Annotated in this window: 9 protein-coding genes and 1 pseudogene; all 10 read right to left on the bottom strand. The window is 41.2% G+C overall.

Annotation, left to right across the window (positions count from 1 at the left end; translation table 11 throughout):
* Nucleotides 1-118: 118 nt before the first annotated feature.
* A complete protein-coding gene (locus tag ANSO36C_RS27130) occupies nt 119-4,399 on the bottom strand; it encodes a type I polyketide synthase (RefSeq protein ID WP_251957277.1) in 4,281 nt (1,426 codons plus the stop codon).
* Nucleotides 4,389-9,090, bottom strand: a pseudogene (locus ANSO36C_RS27125) (beta-ketoacyl synthase N-terminal-like domain-containing protein). The gene ANSO36C_RS27130 and the pseudogene ANSO36C_RS27125 overlap by 11 nt, the downstream one beginning before the upstream one ends.
* Entirely contained in the window at nt 9,083-14,461 is a 5,379-nt protein-coding gene (locus tag ANSO36C_RS27120; protein WP_251957276.1) for a non-ribosomal peptide synthetase, read from the bottom strand. Before ANSO36C_RS27120 ends, ANSO36C_RS27125 begins: the two are co-directional and overlap by 8 nt.
* A 1,138-nt stretch (nt 14,462-15,599) precedes the next feature.
* Complete coding sequence (locus tag ANSO36C_RS27115) at nt 15,600-16,943, bottom strand: MFS transporter (RefSeq protein WP_251957275.1); 1,344 nt, start codon at nt 16,941-16,943, stop codon at nt 15,600-15,602.
* Between the two features lie 553 nt (nt 16,944-17,496).
* Entirely contained in the window at nt 17,497-17,895 is a 399-nt protein-coding gene (locus tag ANSO36C_RS27110) for a DUF1636 family protein (RefSeq protein ID WP_251957274.1), read from the bottom strand.
* A gap of 4 nt (nt 17,896-17,899) precedes the next feature.
* Nucleotides 17,900-18,988, bottom strand: coding sequence for an iron-siderophore ABC transporter substrate-binding protein (locus tag ANSO36C_RS27105; RefSeq protein WP_251957273.1), 1,089 nt, complete (start codon nt 18,986-18,988; stop codon nt 17,900-17,902).
* A gap of 24 nt (nt 18,989-19,012) precedes the next feature.
* Nucleotides 19,013-21,640, bottom strand: coding sequence for a TonB-dependent receptor (locus ANSO36C_RS27100; protein ID WP_251957272.1), 2,628 nt, complete (start codon nt 21,638-21,640; stop codon nt 19,013-19,015).
* A 507-nt stretch (nt 21,641-22,147) separates the two neighbouring features.
* Nucleotides 22,148-23,362, bottom strand: a complete 1,215-nt coding sequence (locus tag ANSO36C_RS27095; RefSeq protein ID WP_251957271.1) for an RNA-guided endonuclease InsQ/TnpB family protein — start codon at nt 23,360-23,362, stop codon at nt 22,148-22,150.
* A gap of 444 nt (nt 23,363-23,806) precedes the next feature.
* Entirely contained in the window at nt 23,807-25,912 is a 2,106-nt protein-coding gene (locus ANSO36C_RS27090; RefSeq protein WP_251957270.1) for an acylase, read from the bottom strand.
* Nucleotides 25,902-26,045 (bottom strand): hypothetical protein, encoded by a 144-nt coding sequence (locus ANSO36C_RS27085; RefSeq protein ID WP_251957269.1) that lies wholly within the window; start codon nt 26,043-26,045, stop codon nt 25,902-25,904. Before ANSO36C_RS27085 ends, ANSO36C_RS27090 begins: the two co-directional genes overlap by 11 nt.
* Nucleotides 26,046-26,052 lie beyond the last annotated feature (7 nt).

Below are 26,052 nucleotides of genomic sequence, written 5' to 3'. Positions count from 1 at the left end.
TTTTTGTGTTTTATTTTTTATTTAGTTAACCACCAAGATACGAAGATGCAGAAGAGATAGATTAACTTTCTTGTAATTTATTAGTAGCATTTTTGTACAAAAACACTACTAATAATTGTTATTTTGACAGTTGCATATCGGAAATACTAGATGTTTCTTCTAATTCTTCCAATTCTTCTATAAGAATTTCTTCAATCACTAACGCGAATTCAGCGATAGTAGGAGCTTCAAACAGAAGACGTACTGGTAATTCCAATTGAAAAATTGTGCGAAGTTGAGAAATTAATACTGTTCCTGTGAGTGAGTCTCCCCCCAATGCGAAGAAGCTGTCATGAATACCTATTTGTTCAATACCTAGTAACTCTTGATAAACTTCAACCAGTTTTTGCTCTAGATCGTTAGTAGGAGGAGCATAGGCATTTTTTAAATTCGGTCTGGAATGGTGAGTAGATAAATTGGCTTTAGTAACAGTATTTTTCTCAGTAAATGCTGCTGAGGCAGTTGCTTGAGCTAGAATTACATGGTCTGTAAAAGGTGCAAATTCTGAGAACCCTATCACTTGTTCAAAACCATGAGATTTGAGTTCCTTTTCCCATTTTTCTTTAGATAAAAAGGGATTACACATATTACGATCGCTTTGTGAATCTTCTATCGGATTCATCAGCAGCGCGTCAATAAACTCAAATTCTAACTTGGGTTGAGTTGTTTCCCAAAATAATAGTAAACCTCCAGGCGCAAGTAAAGAACGAAGACGATCAAGAGTCTGTCCTATATTCTTAGCAACGTGCAGCACTTGGAAGGCTACAATCACATCAAAGCTGTAATTTGAGTATCCCTGTTCTTGTGGCGATCGCTCAATGTCTAATAACTCATATTCAACAAATCGATAATCGCTAAACTTCTTTTTAGCTGTGTTGAGGAAGAAACTGCCTACATCGGTAAATGTATATTTTGCCCTCTGTGGTGGCAGGATGGGTAATAAGTCTGCTGTACCTGTACCAGTTCCACCACCAATTTCCAGAATTCTCAGATTTATATCTGATGGTAATGCTTTTAACAGATGTTCTAAGCATATCCGCATGATTGAGTTATAGTACTGATTTTCAGGTAATTGTTGAACTGAAAATTCCCCTTCTTTTAATAAGGTGGAAACATGAAACTCTAATGGTTCTTTTTCCCCTGTTAGCAGCGCCACCATATTTTCGCCATAGAGTTGTAATAGCTCTATTTGTTGTGGTGTGTCTCTCCATTTGGCTTTAACTTCTACCAGCAAATGCTTAACAAAGTCTGCTGATATTGGTACTAAATTGGTAAACAATTCTTGCTCTTGATTTAACTTACCTTGTTCTACCAATATTTCTAGCCATCGACTTAATAACTCTTTGTAGGGAGAGGTAATCTGACATTGTTCAAACAATTCCTCTAAGGAATATTTTTTATCAGGATGGCTAAAAGCTCCTAATTGCGATATTGCCAGATGAATATAAGCAACGCACAGGCGATCGCGCCACTCTTTTTTCTCTTGAAAAATTTGCTCGTCAAAGTTTGCAGCACCGATACTAGCTTGGAGTTGACTGGCTTCTACCAGAGATTGCCAAAGTCCTGATGAAGATGGAGTTTGAGGAGTTATTTGTATAGGTGATGATTTTTGTGCTTCAATCCAATATCTTTGTCGCTCAAAGGGATACGTCGGTAAGGGAAGGCGATATCGACGCTCATGAGTATGAAATTCTGACCAATCAATCTTGACTCCCTCCAGCCATAGCTGTCCTAATGTATTCAAGATGAAAGCAATATCTGACTGTTGCTCATAGGCATAGCGGAGGGAAGATAATACAACTAAGTTATCTCCAGCAATATTATCTAAACATTGCCTTGCCAAGCTGCTTAATGCTTGTCCCGCGCCTACCTCCAATAAAATAGGACTGTGTTGTTTCCACAACTGTTGTAATCCATCGGCAAATCGGACAGGTTGACATAGATGCTGTGTCCAATAACTGGGATTTGTGGCTTGCTCGGTTGTGATCCAGGTTCCCGTGACGTTGGAGAGATAAGGAATTTGCGGTGGTTGGAGATTGATAGTTTGTAACAGTTGAGTAAAAGAGTCAGCGATCGCTTCCATCATGAAAGAATGAAAAGCATGGGATGTCTGCAACTGACGACAGGCTAAACCCTTGGCGCTCAACTCCCGTGACAATTCCTCTACAGCCTGGGTTGTTCCCGCCACAACACATTGAAATGCGCCATTAACTGCTGACAAGGAAAGGTTTTCATTTAAGTAAGGTTGTACTTGTTGCTCTGTTAAGGGAACCGCTAACATGGCTCCCCCTGGCAACTTTTGAATCATTTGCGCCCTAGCAGCCACCAGAGCGATCGCATCTTCTAGAGATAATACTCCTGCTAAGGTTGCTGCCACATATTCACCAATGCTATAACCAATCATCGCCGCAGGACGAATACCCCAGGACATCCATAATTGAGCTAAAGCATATTCAACGGCAAATAATGCTGGCTGAGTCAAATAAGTTTGGTTGAGTTTCTCTGTGGCGGGATCTATTGGTTGAGGATCACGCCCCAACATTTGGCGTAAATTGATACCTGTTTTCCCATTAGTTGCTGCTGGATTGGATGCTGAAGAAGAAGGATAGATAACTTGTTTTAGGTCAACACCCAAAAGAGGTTGGAAGAGAGCAAAACAACGGTCTAGATGTTCACGGAAAATTGGCTCTACTTGATAAAGTTCCTCAGCCATATTGATGTACTGAGTCCCTAAACCAGTAAACATAAAGGCAATAGGGCGTTGATTCGTCTCTTGAGTGTTAGTCAAAACTCGTTGGAGACTCTGAAGGGCAATTATGGCATCTGGAATATCTTGACAAACAACCGTGCGCCGATGAGTAAATGGGTGACGACCAACTTGTAATGTATAAGCTACATCTGCAAGATTCAGTTCTGGATGCTGTTGCAGATGATTGAGCAAATTTGCAGTCGCCGTCTCTAAAGCAGATTCAGTTTTAGCAGAAAGTACTAACAGGTGTAAGGCACGTTCATCTGTATTTTTTGAATTTTGAATTTTGAATTTTGAATTTTGAATTTCTCCAGGTGCTTCTTCCAATACAACATGAGCATTAGTCCCACCTAAACCAAAAGAACTGACTCCTGCGCGGCGGGGTATTCCGTTTGTTTCCCATTCGCGGAGTTGGGTATTGACGTAAAAAGGACTGTTGGCAAAGTCTATTTCTGGATTGGGTACTTCAAAATGCAAGCTGGGAGGTATTTGTTGATGTTTTAAAGCTAAAGCAGTTTTAATTAAGCTCGTTACACCAGCAGCCGTATTCAAATGGCTGACATTAGGTTTGACGGAACCGATCGCACAAAAACCCTTCTTACTGGTTCCGGCACGAAATACTTTATCTAACGCTCGAATTTCGATTGGGTCGCCCAAGGCTGTACCAGTGCCATGAGTTTCAATATAAGTAATGGTATCAGGATCAAAGGAGGCGATCGCTTGAGCTTGGGCAATAACTTCTGCTTGTCCCGTAACACTTGGTGCTGTGTAACTTACTTTTACTGCACCATCATTATTAATAGCTGAACCTTTAATTACTCCATAAATATAGTCACCATCTGCTACAGCATCTTCTAATCTTTTGAGGACAACGACACCCGCCCCTCTACCAAAAGGGCCACCAGTAGCTCTAGCATCAAAGGCACGAGTGTGAGCATCACAAGAAGCCATTCCTCCAGCTTGATAGAAATAACCCTCTACTTGCGGAACTTGGATCGCAATACCCCCAGCTAGTGCCATGTCACATTGGTAACTCAATAATCCTCGGCACGCTAGATGAACAGCTACTAACGAAGTGGAACAAGCTGTACCAACATTCACACTTGGCCCTTTCAAATTCAATTTGTAAGAAACTCGTGTAGGAATAAAGTCTTTATCATTGCCAAGCGTAACTTGCAAATTTAGCGATTTCAGAAGGTCAGGGTGTGAAGCGAGATTATAGAACAAGTAAGTACTTAAGTTTCCCCCTGCATATAAACCAGTTAAGTTGTTGTCTGCTTTCGGATTATAACCAGCATTTTCCAATGCTTCCCAAGCACACTCCAAAAAAACTCGCTGTTGAGGATCGAGAATTTCAGCTTCTCTAGGAGAAAAACCAAAAAATTCAGCATCAAACATCTCGATATCTTCTAGCACAAATCCAGCTTTCACGTAGTTAGGATCGCGCAAACAAGAAGGGTCTACCCCTGAAGCTAACAACTCTTTATCATTGAAGTACGAAATAGACTCAACACCATCACACAAGTTTTGCCAAAATTTAGCTACGCTTTTAGCTCCAGGAAACCGACCTGCCATGCCAATGATAGCTATGCCTTTTAATTTATTGTGCATGTAATCTCCTTCTTTGCTTCATCAACTGTATTTCTTCTTCCATTGCTGTTTCTTGCCTCTTGGCACGGTCTTGTGCTTGCTCAAAACCTTGTTGTTCATTATTTTGTCGGCTGAAATATTCTGATAAGTTACTAATGGTAGGATATTCAAATAACTCAGCTATAGAAACATTACAATTGAAAGCTGCTTGCAACCTACTCCGTACTTGCACCATGAGAAGCGAATCACCCCCCAACTCGAAAAAGTTGTCGTAAACCCCGACTTGTTCTGTGCCAATTAGTTCTTGCCAAACAACCGCTATCTTTTGCTCGGTTTCATTTCTAGGAGCAATATAAGGATTTTGTAAGTTAGGTCTGGCATGAAGTAATAAATTGGGTTTTTGGCTAACCGTTTCTTCTTGGAAAGTAGCTAAATCGACCCATTGATTAATTCTTGTTTGTAGGTCTGCGGTAGATACAACAACTTGATTGATCTTATGACTACAATTCAAAATTCTTTGGAAAACTTCTACACCTTCGTTTGGTTTGATTGCCAAATCTGCCAGCCCGGTAGCAAAGTATGATTGATTTTGCTGCTCTATTTTTACAGTTTGCCAAGCATCCCAATTAATACTTGTCCACGACGTAGCACTACTTCTATTATGTTGATGCACAAAAGCATCCATAAAACTATTAACCGCACCATAGGAAATAAATCCTAATCCTCCTAAAATTGAAGATAAAGAAGACATTAATACACAAAAATCAAGTTTTTTATTATTTAAAACTTTTTTTAATACTAATAATCCATATACTTTTGGCGTAAATTGAAGCTCACAGTCGATTTTACTGGTCTGTTCAATAAATGAAAACGATTTTTCCTCAGTTATACCAGCAGCATGAATTACACCATTGATTTGACCATATAGTAATTCTGCTTGAACCAAAACTTCTTGCATTTGTTCAAAGTTAGCGACATCAGCACTGATTGTCAAAATCTCAGCACCTAAACTCTCTAAATATTGCAAATTCTTAATCTTGCAGCTAATTGGATGTTGTTCATCATGAGTCCTTAGCCATTCAGACCAATCATCTTTGGGAGGAATTACTGCACGTCCGATCAAGACTAGTTTAGCTTTAACTGTTTTTGCTAGATATTCCGCTAATATAAGTCCAATTCCTCCCAGACCACCTGTGATGAGATAAACTCCTTCTTCTCTTAATCGTGGTGTTTCTTTTTGAGATTTATGTAATTGTATAGGTTCAAACGTTTGTACCCATCGATGATTACCACGGTAGGCAATAATTGAATCAGCACCAGGACTGATAATTTCTTCTAGGATAAGATTTGTTAGCTTATCCTCCTGTGAACTTCCTGGCAAGGGAATGACAATATCAATGTTCCGACATCGGATATTGGAATACTCTTGAGGGATAACCTTAATTGCTCCGAATAAAGTAGCCTTTTCAGGACAGAGATCCTCGTCTCCGGTCACTGCTTGCATGTTATTAGAAATAATCGTAATTTGTAATTTATTTGAAATATTTAGTTTACTTATAGCTTGAACTATAAATAGCAAACTATAAAATCCTTGCAATTGAATTTCTTCCAGCCATTCTAATTCTGAAACTGTGTAATTATTTAACTTAACGCTCCACAAATGAACAATTTTTGTTGGTAGATTATTTTGTGCCTCAAGTTGCCGAAATAAAAGATCGTAGTCACTACTATGTTTAGGATTGATGCTGTATTGATTACCATTTAACTTCGTGAACTTTGTGCCCACTCTCACAACAGTTACATTTTGATTGCGAGTTTCTAGTTGTCTTACCAACTGAGAACTTAAGCTCAACTCGTTAGTGAAAACTAAAGTGCTAGATTTCTGCAACGTCAATTCTGGCTGTTCTATAAGAGGTGGAGATTGCTTCCACAAAGGTAGATAAAACCAGTCTGTAATGTTTGATTTTTTGCCAAATGATGCGGGTGCAGCTTTAGTAATCTTATTTTGCCTATGTTTATAGTCTTCAATCCAATAACGCTGCCGCTCAAAGGGATAAGTTGGTAGGGGAATACGATAACGACGCTCGTTGGAATAAAATCCCGACCAATCTATCTGTACTCCATATAACCAAAGTTTACCCAGCGTATTTAGTAAGAATGCCACATCTGACTGCTTTTCCTGGGGATGGCGTAATGAACATAATCCTGGGGAATCAGAATGTTTTTTCGCCAAAGTAGACAAGCTACGTCCTGGCCCCACTTCTAGCAGAATAGGATTTGATTCTTGCTGTAATGCAGAGATACCTGCTGCAAACTGCACAGTTTGCCGTAGATGTTTTGCCCAGTAGTTAGGATCTGTGGCTTGCTCGGCTGTTATCCAGGTTCCTGTGACATTGGAGATAAAGGGAAGTTGGGGAGGATTTAGTTTGACTTTTTTAACTTCCTTAATAAATGGTTCCATAATTGGTTCCATCATCGCCGAATGAAAGGCATGGGAAGTATGCAGACGGCGAGATTCTACACCTAATGCTGTAAGTTTTTGATGAATTGTATCTACAGCTTCATGGGTTCCAGAAACAACGCACAAGGAAGGAGCATTATTAGCAGCTAAAGATAAATTTTCATTTAGTAAAGTTTTAATCTCTGCTTCTGATTGAGAAACTGAGAGCATAGCGCCTGCGGGAAGTTGTTGCATCAGTCGCCCACGCATAGCAACCAAAGCCAAAGCATCTTCCAGGGAAAATACACCAGCTAGACTTGCTGCAACATATTCCCCAATACTATGACCAATCATGGCGTTGGGAGAAATTCCCCAAGACATCCACAACTTAGCTAAGGCATATTCAACTACAAATAATGCAGGTTGGGTAATGGCAGTTTGTTGAAGCTTTTCGACTGCGGCTTTTGAATCAGATTCGTTCGGATAAATAACTGTTCGCAAATCCAACCCTAGATGAGGTTGCAGCAATTCACAGCACAAATCAATCTGCTCTCTAAAAATCTGCTCAGTCTGGTAAAGTTCTTTACCCATATCTACATACTGAGCGCCCTGTCCGGGGAACATGAAGACGATGGAGCGATACTCCTGCGGAGTCACTTCTCTACGAAAGGCTGCGCCAACGTGAACGCCACTTTCAACTAAGCGAGTGGCAGTTCTTTCGGGATCTCGTAGTTGCAAGGCTTTAGCTGCATCCTTAATATCTTGACACACTACCACACGACGATGATTGAATTCAGCACGCCCAACTTGCAATGTATGGGCAACATCCGCTAAGTTTCGCATCGGGATGTAGTTGCAGATAATTAGCCAGATTTGCTGTAGCAGTTTCTAGAGCTGATTCAGTTTTGGCAGAAAGTAACAACAACTGCCAAGGACGAGAAGGGCTAGAAGCTTTCAATACTGGTGCTTCTTCTAGAATGACATGAGCATTAGTGCCACCAATACCCAGAGAACTCACACCGGCACGTCGGGGTGCGTTACCAGATTTCCATTCTGTCAGCTTGGTATTAACGTGAAAGGGACTATTTGCAAAATCAATTTGAGGATTGGGTTGCTCAAAATTTAAGCTGGGTGGTATTTGCTTGTGTTTCAGGGCTAAAACTGTTTTAATCAGTCCAGCAACGCCAGATGCAGCATCTAAATGACCGATATTTGTTTTGACTGAACCGATCGCACAAAAGCCTTTTTTGTTGGTACTGCTACGAAATACTTGAGAAAGTGCGCCGATTTCAATGGGATCGCCCAAAGTTGTACCGGTACCATGAGCTTCGATATAGTTGATTGTCTCCGGCTCAACACCTGCGAGCATCATTGCTTCGCCTATCACCTCTGCTTGACCATTCACGCTAGGCGCTGTGTAGCCAACTTTCAGCGAACCATCATTATTAATGGCTGAAGCTTTAATGACAGCATGAATACAATCACCATCTGCTAAAGCATCACTCAATCGCTTGAGAACCACAACTCCTACACCATTACCAATAGTTGTGCCCTGGGCTTTAGCATCAAAAGCACGACAGCGACCATCAGGAGAGAGCGTTCCTCCCTGTTCGTACAAATAACCTGCTTTTTGGGGAACATGAATAGAAACCCCACCTGCCAAAGCCATATCGCATTGATAATTCAACAAACTTTGACAAGCGAGTGTGGTGGCAACTAATGAGGTGGAACAAGCTGTTTGGACTGTAATGCTTGGGCCTGTGAGATTTAATTTGTAAGAAACACGAGTTGTAAGGAAATCTTTATCGTTACCAATTACTGTTTGATAACATTGGGCTGAACCCATGCGATCGCGGTTTAAATCTACAGAATAATAGTTATTGAGGCTAGAACCAGCATAAACTCCAATCCGACTTGTATATCTATGAGAATCATAGCCAGCATTTTCCAAGGCTTCCCAAGCGCATTCTAAAAAAAGACGGTGCTGAGGGTCAGTAACCTCTGCTTCTCTATGATTAAAGCTAAAAAATGCCGCGTCAAATAAATCAATATCTTCTAATATGGCACTGGCTTTGACATAATTGCGATCGTCCACAATCGCTGGACTTATCCCATCCGATATCATTTCTTCATCGGTGAAAGTGGAAATCGACTCTATCCCATTTCGTAAATTCTGCCAAAATTCTTCAAGATTTTTAGCACCAGGAAAACGCCCTGACATACCAACTATGGCGATTCCTTCTAAAGCATCATTATGTATAGTGCTAACCATGATTTTTTCTACCTTGTTTGCTCAATAATTGCTTTTGGCGATTAATAGCCTCAATTTGCTTATTCGCGCGATCGCGCGTGGGTTCAAAAATAGATTTATCTTCTGTCTTTTGACTTAAATGTTGCGCTAAAGAGTAAATAGTTGGGTTCTGAAACATAGTGACTATGGGTATATCTTGCTGAAAAATAGCACGCAGTTGATTATTAACCTGAACTATCAGCAAAGAATGACCACCAAGGTCAAAGAAATTATCATTTATGCCCACATTATCTACGTGCAATACCTCTTGCCACACTCTGGCGATCGCTCTTTCCATTTCAGAACGAGGAGCCACATAAACTTGTTCTAACTCTGGGCGATCACCATCTGGTACAGGCAATGCTCGACGATTTATCTTGCCATTTGTTGTCATCGGCAGCGTCTTTAGCTGTACAAACGCCGACGGCAACATATATTCTGGTAGTTGTTCTTTGAGAAAGTTCCGGAGGTTGCTAGTGGTTGGCGCTGTCTCAGTGTTGGCAACAAAATAAGCCACTAGACGCTGATTGTTTGGTACATCTTCCCACATCACCACAATTGCTTCTTGAACTTCTGGGTGTTGCCCTAGTAAACCTTCAATTTCTCCGATTTCAATACGATAACCACGCACTTTTACCTGATGGTCAATCCGCCCCAAAAATTCTAGATTTCCATCTGAACGATAACGAGCCAAGTCTCCGGTCTTATACAATCGAACTCCCGGCTCACTACTAAAAGGATGTGGAATAAATTTAGCAGCCGTAAGTTCTGGTCGATTCAGATAACCCCGCGCTAAACCAGCACCGCCAATATAAAGTTCACCTGGAACTCCAATCGGCACTGGCTGGTGACATTGATCTAATACGTATAGCTGAGTGTTAGCTATTGGCTGACCAATAGGAACTGAGCTTGACTCAATTTCATCCTTGGGTACTCGATAAATACAACAACCTACTACAGTTTCTGTTGGCCCATATTCGTTTACCAACATTGTGTTAGGTGCAAATCTCTTCCAAAAGCTGATGCTTTCTGTCAAGAGGTTTTCTCCTCCAATAATGAAAGCTCTAGTTATATCTGCTACTTCTTTTGACGATAATTGCTCAGAGAGTAATAATAATTCGGCTGGTGTGATTTTAACCAGACTCAAGCTTGACTCTTGACGAAGTGCATTACCCAAAGACTCGATGCCTTGCTCTTCGGGAATAAGTTCTACCTGACGCCCAACCAGTAATGGTGAGAACAGACTAGTGATAGTTAAATCAAAAGCAAGAGAAGAATGAACGGTAGTCCCTTTTCCTCGCTCAACTGTATATTCTTTAGTACACCAATTTAAGTAGTTGATTAATCCCTGATGAGGAATTAATGTTCCTTTAGGTTTACCAGTGGAACCAGAGGTGTAAATAACATAGGCAAGATTGGCGGAATCTGTCTTGCAAATGGGGTTTTGTGAAAAGTTTTGAGCGATTCCTTCCCAATCTGTGTCTAGACAAACTACCTTGATGTCATCAGTTGGCAATTTCTCTACCAACTTCTGCTCAGTTAGTAGTATTGGACTCTTGGTGTCTTCTAAAATGAAAGCTAAACGCTCTTTAGGATGTGCAGTATCTAAGGGCAAATAGGCTCCGCCAGCTTTTAAAATACCTAGCACTGCTACTAGCATTAAGGGCGAGCGCTCTATACAAATCGCCACCAAAATCTCTGGTTTGACACTCAATTTTTGTAAGTAGTGTGCTAATTGATTGGCACGGTTATTTAATTCTCTATAGGTTAATTTTTGGTGTTCAAAGGCGACTGCGTTCGCGGAGCGTGCGCTTAACGCAATCGCATCTGGTGTTTTTTCTACTTGTTCTTCAAATAGCTGATGAATACACTTATCTTGCGGATAATCTGTTTTGGTATCATTCCAGTCAATTAATAACTGTTGGATTTCCGATGGCGTTAATATTTGCAATCTTGAAATACATTGTTCAGGATTGCTAACTATGTTTTCTAACAAAGTCTGGAAGTGTCCCAGCATCCGGTTAATGCTATCTGCATTAAATAAATGCGTGTTGTACTCGCAAGTTGCAATTAACCCTCGCTCACAATCTTCCATAAACAACGTCAAATCAAACTTAGATGTGCCGTTGTAACCTTCCTCATAACTAACTGACACATCCGTTAGATTTAGATTGGGTTTTGGCAGATTCTGGAGAACGAACATTACCTGAAATAGTGGATTGTAGCTCAAGTCTCTGCTTGGCTGGAATTCCTCTACTAACTTTTCAAAAGGTAAATCTTGATGAATGTAAGCTTCTAAAGCTGTTGACTTCACCTGTGCTAACAACTCCTGAAAACTCAGGTCGCCAGATAAATCTGTACGCAGTACTAAAACATTGACAAATAATCCTATTAATGATTGGATTTCTGCTCTGTTACGATTGGCTATCGGCGAACCAACTATAATATCAGCCTGACCTGTGTAGCGATAAAGCAAAATTTTGAAGGCTGCAAGCAAGGTCATAAACAAAGTTACTCTCTGCTGACGGCTCAAATTTTTCAATTCTTTTGTCAGAGTTTGGGAAAGAACTAATTTGGCTTGAGCGCCTTTAAATGTTTGAATAGGCGATCGCGGTCTGTCTGTTGGTAAATTCAGTACAGGTAGCTCACCCCGCAACTTTTGTTTCCAATAGGTCAATAACGGTTGGATGCGTTGGTAATCAAGCCATTTTTGTTGCCAATTGACAAAGCTTCCATACTGAATTGGTAATTTAACAAGCGGTGACGGTTTGCCAGCAGAAAAAGCTTCGTATAGTGTAGTTAGTTCTTTGATGAGAACACCAATAGACCAACCATCTGCAATTATATGATGAAGAGTAAGAATTAAATAAGAATTTTTATCATTTATTTGCAAAATTTTAGCGCGTAAAAGTGATTGAGCAGATAGGTCAAAAGGCTGCTGTGCGAACTCACTAGCTAAACGTTGCACTGTGCGATCGCGTTCTGTTTCTGGTAGCTCCCGCAAATCTTCAACTATCAAATTTAAAGATTCAACTTGGTTGATGACTTGAACGGGTTGTTCATCTACTACTGTAAAACTTGTGCGTAACACTTCGTGTCGTTTAATAATCTCGTTAAGACTATCCTGTAGGGCTGTTAAGTTAACACAACCTTGGAGGTTAATAACTATAGGAATATTATATGTAGGAGTATTAGGAGTCAGTTGATTGATAAACCATAACCCTTGTTGGGCAAAGGATAGAGGATGAATAGATGTATTGATTTGTTGTTGGGTAAGCGATAGTGACGGTAGTTCATCTGTCCCCATTTGAGCCAGTATTTTGGTGACAAGCGATCGCACACTCATCCCTTCAAAGAAGTCTGCTACGGATATATCTACTTCTAAGTCGACTTCAATGCGATTCTTTATTTCAAATACTTTTAAAGAGTCAAGCCCTATCGTACTTAATGGTTCTTGAGGATTAATATCATCTGATCTAACTGAAAATACTCTTGCCAAGAGTTTAATTATGTATGCTTCTAGAGTCGTTTGACATTCCCTTGGAGAAAGTACTAAAAGTTCAGAACGTTGTAAATGAGTTTCATTTTGGGTGATATTGCTAATTTTAAGAATGTTACTTTCAACTACATTCAGTTCGCCATTACAAAATTGAGAGTGAGTTGTACGCCGTTGAATCTTTCCGCTGGAAGTTTTCGGGATAGTACCTGGTTTAATTAAAACTACTGCATAAACTTGTACCTCATGCTCTTCCGTCACCGCTTGGCGAATGGCATTCACTACTTCTGCTAAATTAGGTTTGGCGCGAAATTCTAATTCTTGTACTATTACTAGTTTTTCTTCGTTGTCAACTTCAACTGTAAATGCTGCACTAGCGCCAGTACGTAAGGATGAATGACTGCGTTCAGTGGTTAATTCTATATCCTGTGGGTAAAGATTGCGGCCTCGAATGATTATTAAATCTTTAGCTCTACCTGTAATAAAAAGCTCTCCATCCTGCAAAAAACCTAAATCTCCCGTCCGCAGGAAAGGCCCTTCTCTTGTATCTGATAAATAAGCACGGAATGTCTCTTCTGTTTCTTGAGAACGATTCCAATAGCCTTGACCAACACTCAATCCGGATACCCAAATTTCTCCAATTTCATCAGGTTGACAAGTCTGAAATGTTCCTGGATTGGTAATAACTACCTTCTGTTCTGGGATGACTCGACCGCAACTCACAAAATGATATAGATTCTCATCCGTAAGTGATGATGCAACAACTCGATTAGATTCTAATGCAGATTTCTGAATCGCTTTCACTCGCGGTGAGGTAGCCTTATCTACACCTGATACCATTAGGGTTGTTTCAGCCATTCCGTAACATGGATAAAAAGCCTCCCTACGGAAACCACACTCTGCAAACGCTTCTGCAAAACGCTCTAAGGTATCGTAACGAATCGGTTCAGCACCATTAAATGCTACACTCCAGCTACTCAGGTCAAGAGTCGCTTTTTGTTCTGGAGTGATTTTTTGAGTACATAATTCATAAGCAAAATTTGGGCCTCCACTTGTCGTCCCTTGATATCTGGAAATTGCCTGTAACCAACGATATGGACGTTGGAGGAAGGAAGTTGGAGGCATGATAATGCAAGGAAAACCCCCATACAAAGGTTGCAAGATGCCACCAATTAAGCCCATATCATGGTACATCGGCAGCCACGTCACGAATTTACTGTCTGCGGAATGCTCCATAAATTGGCAAGTTGTCTGAGCATTGTGCAGTAGGTTTCCGTGACTAATCATTACACCCTTGGGTGTACCTGTAGAACCGGAGGTATATTGCAGAAAAGCTAAGGTATCTATATCAATATCGGGTTTTTGCCAACTTTCTTCTATTCCCTGTGCCAGATTATCAGTAGTCAGCCACTGCAATGATCCCAGATCACTGTTTTCTGTCATCAAAGGCTGCACTGTTGACAAAATTTCTGTGGTTGTTAGAGCGATCGCAGCTTGTGCATCTATGGCAATTGCCTTTATTCTTGGTGTATTGCGTTGATTTCTGGGAGGATATGCAGTGACTGCCACAACTCCTGCATATAAGCAACCGAAAAAGGCAATTAAAAAATCCAGTCCAGCAGGATAAAGCAGTAAAGCCCGTTCGCCTGTTAAACCCAATGCTTGTAACCGAGCTGCGACTCGACGCGCTAGCTGATCTAATTCTTGATAGGTTAGGGTTGATTGTTCTGTTTCCCCATCTAACAAAAAGGTGAAAGCATCTCGAGTTGGTTGGGTAGAACTTCTCAAACGTAAGAGTTCTACAACAGTAGAACAGCTAGGATAGCTTTGAGCAAAGGAACGATTGGATTGACTCATTTTTATTTTCGACAACTACATACACCTGATAAACTGGTGATTTTTTTCGCTCTCACCACGGAAAAATGGGCAGGAAATCCTTAATATCTACAGAAATTGCGGCTGGCAATCAAAATATACCTGGAAGCGTTTATTTTGCATTTGATTTATGACACTGTGGAGTATTTTCATCATCTGCCTCCTATGACTACTGCTTATCATCAACAAGATTTACTTATCTCAAAACTTCCAGCCTAGTAGTTAACAAAACCTTAGTTTGCGAGTCGAGTTAGAAAAGATTTTTGTTTACTTAACTGTAGGTCTAGACGATTGATTATCAGTTTAGCCAACCACTAGTCCTGTCAAAGTCATAAGACTTAAGGCTTATCTATGAAAATGTTATCACTATTATTGCAAATCATTTTTATTTAGCTTGAATTACTTTAACGAGAATTAGTAGCTTTAAGCAATAGATTTTTTATGACTAAAACTTATAGTTTTTTATACTTATATAACTTATGCATATCTTTTAAGAGATAACTAGGACTTACGCACTGTACAAATTAATCATGGTATGAATTCACGAAAATAGGTCGTTTCCGGCTTTGATTAATTATTCTTTGATGGTACATAAACCCGCGCTATCGGAGGGTACAGCACTGCTGTGCCCCTACGACATATCTGGTTTTTCAAAAATTCATATTTTGTATTTTGTGTCAATGCGTAAGTCCTAATAACAATGCCTCAAAGGTATTCGTTCACGGGAAAATCCCACAATCAAGTATGAAAGTAGCTTTTTACTAGAACACCGATTCATTAAGAGTACTCCAAGTAAAAAAATGCTCAATTGTCATTGCGAGCGAAGCGAAGCAATCTTAGCCCTTGCGATTGCTTCGCTTCGCTCGCAATGACGGGTTTTGGATCATTTATTTTTGGAACACTCTAACAAAACATAAGGCATATAAACCCTGTTTTAACGTCTTCTACAACCAAAAATTTCTTGTTTCAGCCGCAATAAACCCAGTTTTTGGTCATGATTCTGAATACTGAATCGGTGTTCTAGTCCCTAGCCCCTATTTTCAAGACAATTTCAATGGAGAGTGTAAGTTCGACTCATCAATGCTGTATCTGCTTATAACAACAAGCGATCGCTAAATTTCTATTTTTCACCATTAAACTGTGCATATTGAGTAGTATCATGATCCGGTAAAATTTTCTCCATATCCCGCAGTTGGGGAATATAAAATCCAGCACACCCAACCAATAACATACACATAGCACAGATTACATATAGCAGTGCGATCCCTGCACCTGCGTTAGTACCAAATATTCTTCCAAAAATCTCAACATTACCATCACCTGCGGCTAATGTAGGGGTGAATATATTATCTGCTAAAGGCCCTGCGATTAAATAAGCTGCTGCTGACCCAAATTGCACAACTAATGAATGGGCTGCAAATACCCGTCCCTGGATATGGGGAGCAACTTTAGCTAACCAAATGGCGTTATCGGAACTACCGTTGAAAGGGAAATTGAAAGAAGAACAAAACTGTGCAGGTATCCAAGTCCAAGGCGTTCGACCTAAACCAAAGACAATTTTACTTAATCCTGCGCCAATCATCCCCAATAAAACACCGTTGATTTTCTTTTTGAAACCACCCCAGGTACTGATTATGATGGCTCCGGTGACACCACCAAAACCAGCTGCTGCGGCTAAACTGCCTAATATCACAGTATCATTTCCGGTTCGAGATAAAATCATCGCTGAATAGAGAGAATCTCCAACATCATGAGCAAACCAAAACAAAAAGGTGATTATTAAAAGCGCAAGTAAGCTTTTACGAACAAAGATGTAGCGCAGTCCAAATCCTAAACCTTGCCAAATATGGGAGGAATTTTCATGTTCATTGGTTGGTAGTGGTTTAGGGATGTGGGCAAATAATAAACTACTAATAGCGATCGCAAAGCTAGAAATATCAATCAGCCAAATTCCCAATAGACCAATAACTTGATAAAGATATCCTGCTAAGGCGGGAGCAATAATATTACTTCCATAACTTGACAAAAATTGAAAACTGCTAGCACGGGTATAGTTTTGCTTGGGAACTAATAATGATAGTGATGCAGAGTAGGCTAAAGATTGAAATTGATTAAACGTCCCGACTATGGCGCTAGTTAGATATAGATGCCAAATTTGCAAATGATTGGTGAGATACAGCAGCATCATTATTATTGTCATCAAGACTGCTACTGTGTCACCCACCATCATCAGTAATTTCCGATTGAAACGGTCAACAATTGCACCACTAATGGAGGCAAGCGCTATGCTGGGTAGCAAGCTAAAAAAGCCCACTAGAGTCAGAGTCGTTGCCTTACCTGTAATTTCCCATGCCCAAATTGCGATCGCAAAGCTACTCATGCTACTACCAATGGTAGAAACCAATTGACCTGCCCAGATAATCAAAAAATTACGCATACTGCTGAGATTTGGTGATTGTGACATTTAAATTCCTATTACCGAACTTATAGCAGTATCAAAGGCGATCGCAAAGCCTATTTTGTGGAGAATCACTGTTTTTCTACTCTTACATCTTGTACATAAGCATTAATATTAATTTGTATGGTTTTGAATCAAGATATATATTTTTGAAGAAGAATTCAGAAGTCAGAATGGGCTAAACGCCCCGCTACCGCTAACAGGAGTCAGAATCAATTAGTCGGGGATTCCGACCCGCGACTGATTGAAGACCACCAAATCGTAGATTTGGTGGGGGTCTTAAACCCGGTTATTCAGACGCGACGCTCGAGTACTCGCTAACGCTACGCTATCGCGGACTCGCTCTAAGCGAAGCATCCCGAAGGGTATACGCTGCGCTATCCGCCACTCGCACAGAATTCATTCTGTTAGCGGATAGCTAAGGTTTAGCCCATTCTGATTCCTGACTCCTGAATTCTGTTTGATCAATCAAACAATAAATCAGTATTTAAGAGCTTACATATATGTTTTTTCTATAGTTTTACTCTTATATGGCATCTGATTTTTACGAAGTATTGAATCAAGGCTCAGGAATTTCCTGATTAATTACAGAAGGAATACAGGCCAAAAACGCAGAGTCCAACTGTATGGGGAGTTCGTCCCAGTCAACTGCTCCCTGACGATGACTAATATACATCTGTGTAAATTCAAGTAATGCTAAGGCATTTTCTTCGTCAGGAGGCAAATCGCCAAGTAGATATGTCGGTTTATCCGGGTTAGAAACAGCAACAACACAACCACGGTTACAAGCCCATAGACATTCGACAGTCTGAATTTCTAATTCTGCTGCTGCGAATTTTTCAGCAGATAAAGTGGTGATTTTATCTAAGAAAATACTGCCGTCGCAAGGCTGATTTTCTGATAACTCTTCTGATGAACGGCGACAGGATTTGCAAACGAATAGAGTATGTTTAGTCATGGATTTAGGTGTGTGAAAGTAAAAGTGAGGGTAGTTGTTCTAATATCAGAGAATTAGCAATAGGTGCGCCAATTACGTCACCCCAGAGGGTGTAGTCTACAAAGTAAACTCGTCCTTCTTTCCATGCTCTTGAATTGTGCAATAGAGGATTTTTAGCCCATTTTTGCTGGAGTTCTTGGAGGGGTACTTTGTAAGTAGATTCACCATTCCAGGTATCTAGCCAGGTATTAACAATGAAAATATCTGCGTCGAGTTGAGCAAGGGTTTCTAAATTAATCTGTGATCTTAACCCTAGTTTTCGTTCTGTACCTGGCAGTAATACAGTTTGAAATCCAATTTTTTCCAGAAGTTCAATTGTATATCCGTTGTATTTCACCTCTATATAGTTCATTGATTGACTGCAAGTAATATTTAACACTCGCGGATGGGTATTGACGAGAGGGGCTAATTGAGTGCGGACTTTAGCTAGTTGTTGCTGTTGTGAGGTGATGATTGATGGAATGTTTTTCTGACTATCCAGTGCTTTGGCGACAATTTTAATGTTGTCCTGCCAATTTTGCTCATTATCTATCAACACAGTAGGCGCGATCGCTCTTAATAACTGATTGTCCTGAGAATTTAAGCCCAGAATCAAATCTGGTTTGAGTAGAGTCAAACTTTCCAGAGACGGACTAGAGCGATCGCCTAAATTAATCGGTTGACTGGTGACATACTTACCCAAGTAGGGAATTTGTTGGCTAGGTTTGTCAAATTTAGGCGATCGCACTAAATAAGCATCGGCGTAAGCAGCAGGTTGCACATCGAGAGCTAAGATCAGACTCAGCATCTTAGGTTCGAGAACTGCGATTTTTTGAGGTTTACCACAAATCTTGGTTTTTCCTGCTGCATGTTCCACGACTCGACAATCAGCAGAAAGCGATCGCTCACTTTCTAAACGGAGGTTTTGGGGATTACCACCATGACAAGCTGTAATTAAGATGGCTGTCACCATAACCCAGCCAATATATTTATATAAGAAAGCGATGGCTACGCCCCCCGTTCGTGGAGCGTCTCGTAGAGAAGGCATCGCGTTGCAGCAAGTTTCCCAGAACATGAGTAGACTCAATAAAAATCAAGGTTATAACTGAATTGAAAACGAGCCGATAACAGTGAATGGTGCGCCGGGATAGATTATATTTCTGCTTTGAGATGTCTCATAATAAGTTTCATTGAAAAGATTTCGGAAATTCAGTGCTAATCTCCAGTTCTCTTGTTTGTAATAAATGGCTGAATCTGTTCTGAAATAGCTAGGCAAAACGCTTGTATTGTTCAAATCAGCGTATCTATCTCCGGCATAGTAAAGCCCCAAACCAAAGCCCAAACCTTTTAAATCACCGCTTTGCAGTTCATAGCTTGTCCACAAACTCGCAGCGTGTTCGGGTACATTAGTTAGCCTATTACCCACGGTAATGTCGTTGTCTTTCGAGGTAATCGCGTCGGTATAAGTGTAAGACGCAATGAGATTCCAACCTGGCAGAATTTCGCCACCAATATCTAATTCAATCCCTCTGCTTCTCTGTTCTCCCACCTGTATGGACTCATCGGGATCGTTGGGGTCGCTTGTAATAACGTTGGCTTTGGTAATCTTGAAGGCTGCTAGAGTTGCCGAAAGTCGTTCACTGATATCTGCTTTGATCCCCACTTCATACTGCGTTCCTTCTGTTGGCTTAAAGGGTTCGTTTGTTGCCGAACGATCGAAAAATCGATCGGGTTGAAACGATTGAGTGTAGCTGGCATAGAGGGAAATTGGTTGAATTGGTTGATAAACGATCCCAACACGGGGATTAAAAGCACTGAGGGACTCTTCACCCGTTGTTTCTCCGAGTTCTGTATCTTTTCGTTGGAAGGTATCAAAGCGACCACCAACTAATACCTTGAGATTATCTGCAAAAGTAATTTGATCTTGGAGGTAAATCCCCAAAGTGTCTCTACGAGTCGTGTAAAAGTAAGCTTCATCAGGTATGGGAGGTAAATCAACATCATAATTGGGATTAAAAATGTCCAGCAGTATGGGTTCTGCCGCATCGAATGAGGTGTATTCCCAGGTGTTTCGTCTTAACTCCACCCCAATTAAAGGTTGATGGACAATCGATCCCGTCTTGAACTTTCCGACTAGTTCTGTTTGAAAGGTATAGATTTTTCGTGTGAATTCTTCACGACCTACAGATATTGGGGAAAACTGGTTATCAACTAGTGGTCTGCCACCAGTGGCATAAGCATCAGAAGATGATTCACCAGAAACAAAAGAAAATGCATTACGAAGCTGCCAGTCTTTGCTAAATTCATGCTCAAGTCGATAACCAAGCCGAAGACTGCTATCGTTATAAACACTTTCCGGCAGACCGATAAACCGACTAATGGGGATGGGGGCGGGTCTGTCTCCAATGGAAGGAAGTCCACGATCGAAGAGGTAATCATTGTTTAGATATTCAAGGTCGAATGTTAATGAAGTGCGATCGCTGATATTCCAAGTAATTACAGGTGCAATAAAGACACGTTCGGTAAAGTTAAAATCTCGAAAACTCTCAGAGTTTTGATAAGCCACATTCAGCCGATATAAGACCGAACCGTCATCTGTAAGAGGGCCAGATATATCAAAACTGGGGCGATAAAACCCATAATTTCCGACATTCAATTCAGCTGAATAATAGGGAGTACTAAGGGGTTGTTTTGTAACAACATTGACAATTCCTCCCGGTTCAGCCTGACCAAATAGAACAGAAGCCGGCCCTTTGAGGACTTCGATTCGCTCGATATTTGCTGTATCTACCGAGGAGTAAAAGTCACTGTCGGAAAATCCATTGCGGAAATTTCCATCTTGAGCAAAGCCCCGAATATTATATCCACCGGCATCTGAGCCTCCGTAGTTACCTTGTTTGCGTACACCACTGACGTTTTCCAAGGCTTCTTGTATACGCGTCGTCTTTTGGTCTTCTAAGATTCGACGCGGGATCACTTGAATCGAACCCGGAATATCTCGCAAAGGTGTATCGGTTTTGGTCGCAGTGGTCGCAGTCGGTACGCGATATCCGTCTTGCTCTCCCGTTACCACCAATTCAATTGGTTCGTCCTGCTGCGCTGCGGGTTCTTCTGGGGGTGTCTGGGTTGCTGGTTGTTCCTCCGTTGGTGGTGTTTCTGGTGGTTGTGCTGCTGTTGTTGTAGTTGTAGATGCAACAGCCAAAACCAACCCTGCATCATCATCAAATAACTCAACCACAGGTAACACTTTTTCCCCGACTATCGTCACCCGCACAGTATTTGCGTCAATATTCGCAACTGTTATCTCAGTAATTCCCTCTGTAGGTTTTTCTGATCGGTATGTAAAACCATCTCCATTAGGCAACTGTAACTGCCCACCAGTAATATCTCCAATAAAATTATTACCAGTACTGCGATTGGTGATTTGCAGTTGCTCCCCTTGCTTGGTTTCTAAAATCACCTCCAGCCCTTTTTCAGTGGAATTTGCCCTTACTCCTGTAATAGTTATGACATTACTATCTTGAGTTGGTGTCTGTACCAAAGTGCCAGCATTCGTATTGGGAATTTCGATGTCACTCAGTTGAGAAATTTTTTTACTAATTTCATCCTTTGCTAATTCCTCAGCTGTGGCGGGGATGGAGAGTAAAACGGCAATAGTAGCAAAGCTAACTGCTAAAGGCATCGTACTTTTCAAGAGCAAGCTGGGAAATAACTTATATGGCTTCATTTTTGATGTTTGGCTTCTTACCAATGGACTGCGGCAATTGTTTGTTGTTTAAAGGTATTTATCAATTTGATCGGTCGATGGTGATAGTTGCACACATAAACCTTGTTCATCTTCCAATGAGGGGATAGATGATACTTATTTTTGATTGGTGAAATAAGGTGCGTTTGCTCTGATACTAATCACATCAGCAAAATCGCTCCTTCCTATTTGGCTTTAGATTTTGGATGACAAAACCCACAGGAATGTTGGTAAAGTTTTAACCATCTACTTTCCTGCTCGCAAGTTTAATTAATTGCTCTTGACATTAAAATTGCATTATTGCTAACTATTATCAGTATGATTATTACACGATAATGCCTTTTAAATCAATCTTAGTCAAAAAGAATAGTATTTTTTGTCAATAAATCTCTACTTCTTAGTGCCTGAATTTATCAGTAGGGCTAATTTACAAGTTTGGCTGAGAACGCCTGGGGGTTAAGAGAATAGACAAGTTGACACTCCCCACGGCTAGAAGCCGGGGGATTCTTGCTTCAAAGGGATTCCAATGAATTTACCCTCAGCAAGCATCTTGACCGTATGCCCTACGGCTGCAAGTCCTCTAGCTAGAACTACTTGTGCGGCGGCAACATCCCTATCAGTCGTATAGCCGCAATTTGAGCAAACATGAGTACGTTCTGAAAGCTCTTTTTTACCTGTCTCAAACAAACAATTGGGACATATTTGGCTAGTTTTGCGGCTATTTACTTTTTGGAAATAGACACCACGCTTAAAACAAGTCTGCTCAAGAATGTTGAAGAATTGCCCAAACCCCGCGTCTAAACAATGTTTACCCAGCATCCCACGAGACAAGCCGACTAGGTTTAAGTCTTCAACAAATACCATTCCAGTATCGGTACAGATTTGATAAGACAGTTTTCTATGCCAATCTTTACGACAGTTAGCAACGTACTCATGGAGTTTTGCAACTTTATGAAGTGCTTTCTTCCAATTGTTCGAGCCTAAGCGTTTTCTCTTGACACGCTGTTGCAGCAATTTCAGCTTGCGTTCGGCATCTGTAAAAAACCTCGAACGTTTGACCAAAAGCCCGTTGGAAGTTGCAATAAAACTGGTTAGCCCTACATCAATTCCTACTCCTTCCCCATGAGGCATTGGCTGAGGCACAGATACATCCCACTGAACAGTTAGCATCACGTACCACCCAGAAACACGTCTGACTACACGCGCTTGCTTGATTGTCCCGCCATCAGGAATATCCCTTGACTGACGAACTTTGACCGCACCAATAACAGGCAGTTTCACATACCCATTGCTTAATGGTTTTGCTCCCAACTGTGGGAAAGAAAAAGACCGCATTCGCCCAGATTTTTTGAATCTTGGGAATCCGTGATTTTGCTCCCACATACTTACAAAAGCCTTTTCAAGTCGTCTCAATGTTTGCTGCAAAGACTGAGCATTAACACGTAACAAGAAATCACTTTCTTTACGTGCAGCAGTTAAAGACTTGCACTGACTAGCAAATGTTGGGCGGGGAGTATCGGCAGAGATGATGTATTCAGATTGAAGTGAACAAGCATTAACCCGACAGCTACGAGATTTATACCAATCCTTGCGCTCTGCCAAAGCATAGTTGTACACCCGTCTATGGGTTTCTAGCCATTCCTCAAACATCGCAATTTGGGTTTGTGTTGGTTTTAATTTAAATTCGTAAGTTAGGTTAAACACTTGTATTACCTCCTTACTAGATTATACATAAATTCTACTAATCGTGTAATTGATTTTTAGGACTGCGGATAAATCCGCAAAGCGCACTACACCCCCATGCCTGAAGTCAGGGGCACTGTGCGCGTTTTTCGGTAGGAATCGTCAAAGGTTAGAAAAGATTCCAGAATCTTCTTTAGCTCGACTTTATCCATTTTTCCCTAAAGGTAATCACCAATGTAGGCGATCGCATGATTCATACTTTGATTCAGCAACGCCAGAAATAGTAAATTTACGCTAGTGCGATCGCTGTTCAAAATAGTCGTTATGCGATGTCTGCGACGGGCTATGCCTACGCCCCAGACATTTGCAGAAACTAAGCTTAAGTCCAGACAGTATAAGGCTTGTAGACTAATTATTGTCCCTGAAAAGTTTGTGGGCGAGATCGCAAGCGCTAAAATATTGACCTCAGAATATTTTACGCTCTTCTAGATGGGCGAGAATATCTGAGCGATCGCGCCACACAGTCCGCAACTTTTTGTTAGCGAACATCTGTAACTGATCGCCAATGTGAGGCGATCCGGGTTGAGATGCGTTACCGTAGCTGGTGAGTGCCATTGCCCGTACAGGGTTAGAAAATTCAATTGCAGCGACATAGGAATCACCTGCAACGGCTTGAAATTGCCCATTTTCTCCGGGAGCGGAATTCAGTACCCGAAAAATTCCTAGGCTATCATCCCCACCATTAGCAGGCAAATCCATATCACCCAAACGTAGCCGAAAAACCTGCCCCCACGGTATATCAAGCGCCCCATAAGTCTTTTCTATCTCTGCTGCAACTGCTTGCAGAGTTGCTACCGCACTTTCAGGATTAGCTAAACCATCGGGTGTGGTGCGTGGAGAATTTTCATTCCAGGGTTTACTAAATGTTTTATCTAAGTCCATCTGTTGCACCCAAAAGGCAAATAGTACTGCTCCTTGACTGTCTACATTGGCTTGCCGATCCCAGGCTTCTAAGACATCAGCTGCTTTTTGTCCTAAACCCTGGCCATATTTGCGTGCAGCCGGAATTAAATCATCCAAAATCCGATCAGCCAGTTCCATGCGGGTAGAGTGTTTGTATGCAACCATTTCATCAAAAGAAATTTTGTCATCCTCAGCCAACATTCTTACAGAACGTTGAGAGCGGAAATCCATGAAACGAGGTGCCATGTAAGGCGGGTAATTATCTGCTTTAATGGCGGCTGGAAATGTAGTTGTCCAAGGTGGGTCATTGCTATTTTGCAACCAGCCACTCTTCGGGTCAACTATGCGCGGTAAATCTTTGTAAGGATGAATTTTTGTCCACAAGGTTTTAGATGTATTTCCTGGGATTATGCCTTCCCAGTATGCAAAATCACCACTAGACCGTACTGGAACTTGGCCGTTGAATAGGTGCATAATATGCCCTTCTCGATCCGCATACATCACCGTAAACATTGGTAATTGCAAGCGCTGGAGTGTCTTTTCAAATTGGGCAAAGTTTTTTGCTCGTGCCATATCCCACCACTGCTGGAGTACACCTGGTCGGTCAAGACCTGCAACTCTCAGTGCCACGGCTTTACCATTTTTCTCGGCTACCACTGGCCCGTGGATAGAACTTTTCACTACTAATGGTTGCTCTTGCAAGGAGCCATCTTTTTGCTTCACCTTTAAGGAAAGAGTTTTTGTCTGAAAGTTACGAACTTTGTCATCAAATTGGTATCCATTACCTGCCAATGTAAGTTCGTAAACATCCCAACCATCATAAGTATTAACGGTGTGAGTCCAACCTAAGTTGTTGTTAAAGGCGATCGCTAATACGGGAATACCTACAAGTGTTGCCCCATAAGCATCAATCCCTGGTGCGGTGATTTGAGCTTCGTACCACAAAAATAAATCTGACCAAGGTAGATGTGGGTTTGCCAACAACATGGCATTCCCATCAGCAGAATGACTTGGTGCGATCGCCCAACCATTAGATCCTGCTTGCAACTTTTCTTTGCTCAGGTCTAATACTTGCTCTGGATTGACCACAAAGGTGAAATTGAGTACCCGATGTAAGTGAGCCATGACATCTTCTGCCTTGACTGGTAGCACTATCTCAACTTGATCCTCAATTAACTTTGGATTTTGTTTTGCATAAGCATTGATCCCAGCAGCAAAAGCATCGAGATAACTACGAAAATTTGGACTCTGTGCTTTGTACCAAGTACGAGCGCGTTCTGGTACTCCCGCAGTCTGTACCCAACGATCTGACTCTAGGTATTCCTCTCCCCAATATTCGGCCGCGCGTCCCCGCGCTTGACCATAGAGACGCAAAAGTAAATCTCCATGACTCTGCATTTGTGCCCAACCAAAGGCATAAAATGCACTCTGGTTATCTTTGCCGTAGATGTGCGGCACACCATAAGTATCCCACAATATCTCTGTGGATTTTGTTGGTACAGCCACAGCGCGGCTTCCGACAAACAAAACCAGTATCAAGCTGAGTATTAAAGGTAAAACGCGTATTGATTTTCGTTTGTAAACCTTAAGTAAACTATCAATCCTCATGAACACCACCATTTACAGATGTAACACCTGGTGACTGAAACTGCTTATTGGGCATTGGGCATTGGGCATTGGGCATTGGGCATTGATTATTATCCTGTGCTTCCCAGTCCCCAGTCCCCCTCTTGGCACGCAAGTGACTT

It is taken from the genome of Nostoc cf. commune SO-36 (assembly GCF_023734775.1).
Classification (GTDB): Bacteria; Cyanobacteriota; Cyanobacteriia; order Cyanobacteriales; family Nostocaceae; genus Nostoc; species Nostoc commune_A.
The sequence above is the reverse complement of the archived record's forward strand: the minus strand, read 5'-3'. Positions and strand labels throughout refer to the sequence as shown.

Bases quoted from the DNA above. Each gene is read 5' to 3' on its own strand.
- ANSO36C_RS27130 (WP_251957277.1), bottom strand. From the start codon at position 4,399: ATGCACAATAAATTAAAAGGCATAGCTATCATTGGCATGGCAGGTCGG.
- ANSO36C_RS27120 (WP_251957276.1), bottom strand. From the start codon at position 14,461: ATGAGTCAATCCAATCGTTCCTTTGCTCAAAGCTATCCTAGCTGTTCT.
- ANSO36C_RS27115 (WP_251957275.1), bottom strand. From the start codon at position 16,943: ATGTCACAATCACCAAATCTCAGCAGTATGCGTAATTTTTTGATTATC.
- ANSO36C_RS27110 (WP_251957274.1), bottom strand. From the start codon at position 17,895: ATGACTAAACATACTCTATTCGTTTGCAAATCCTGTCGCCGTTCATCA.
- ANSO36C_RS27105 (WP_251957273.1), bottom strand. From the start codon at position 18,988: ATGTTCTGGGAAACTTGCTGCAACGCGATGCCTTCTCTACGAGACGCT.
- ANSO36C_RS27100 (WP_251957272.1), bottom strand. From the start codon at position 21,640: ATGAAGCCATATAAGTTATTTCCCAGCTTGCTCTTGAAAAGTACGATG.
- ANSO36C_RS27090 (WP_251957270.1), bottom strand. From the start codon at position 25,912: ATGAGGATTGATAGTTTACTTAAGGTTTACAAACGAAAATCAATACGC.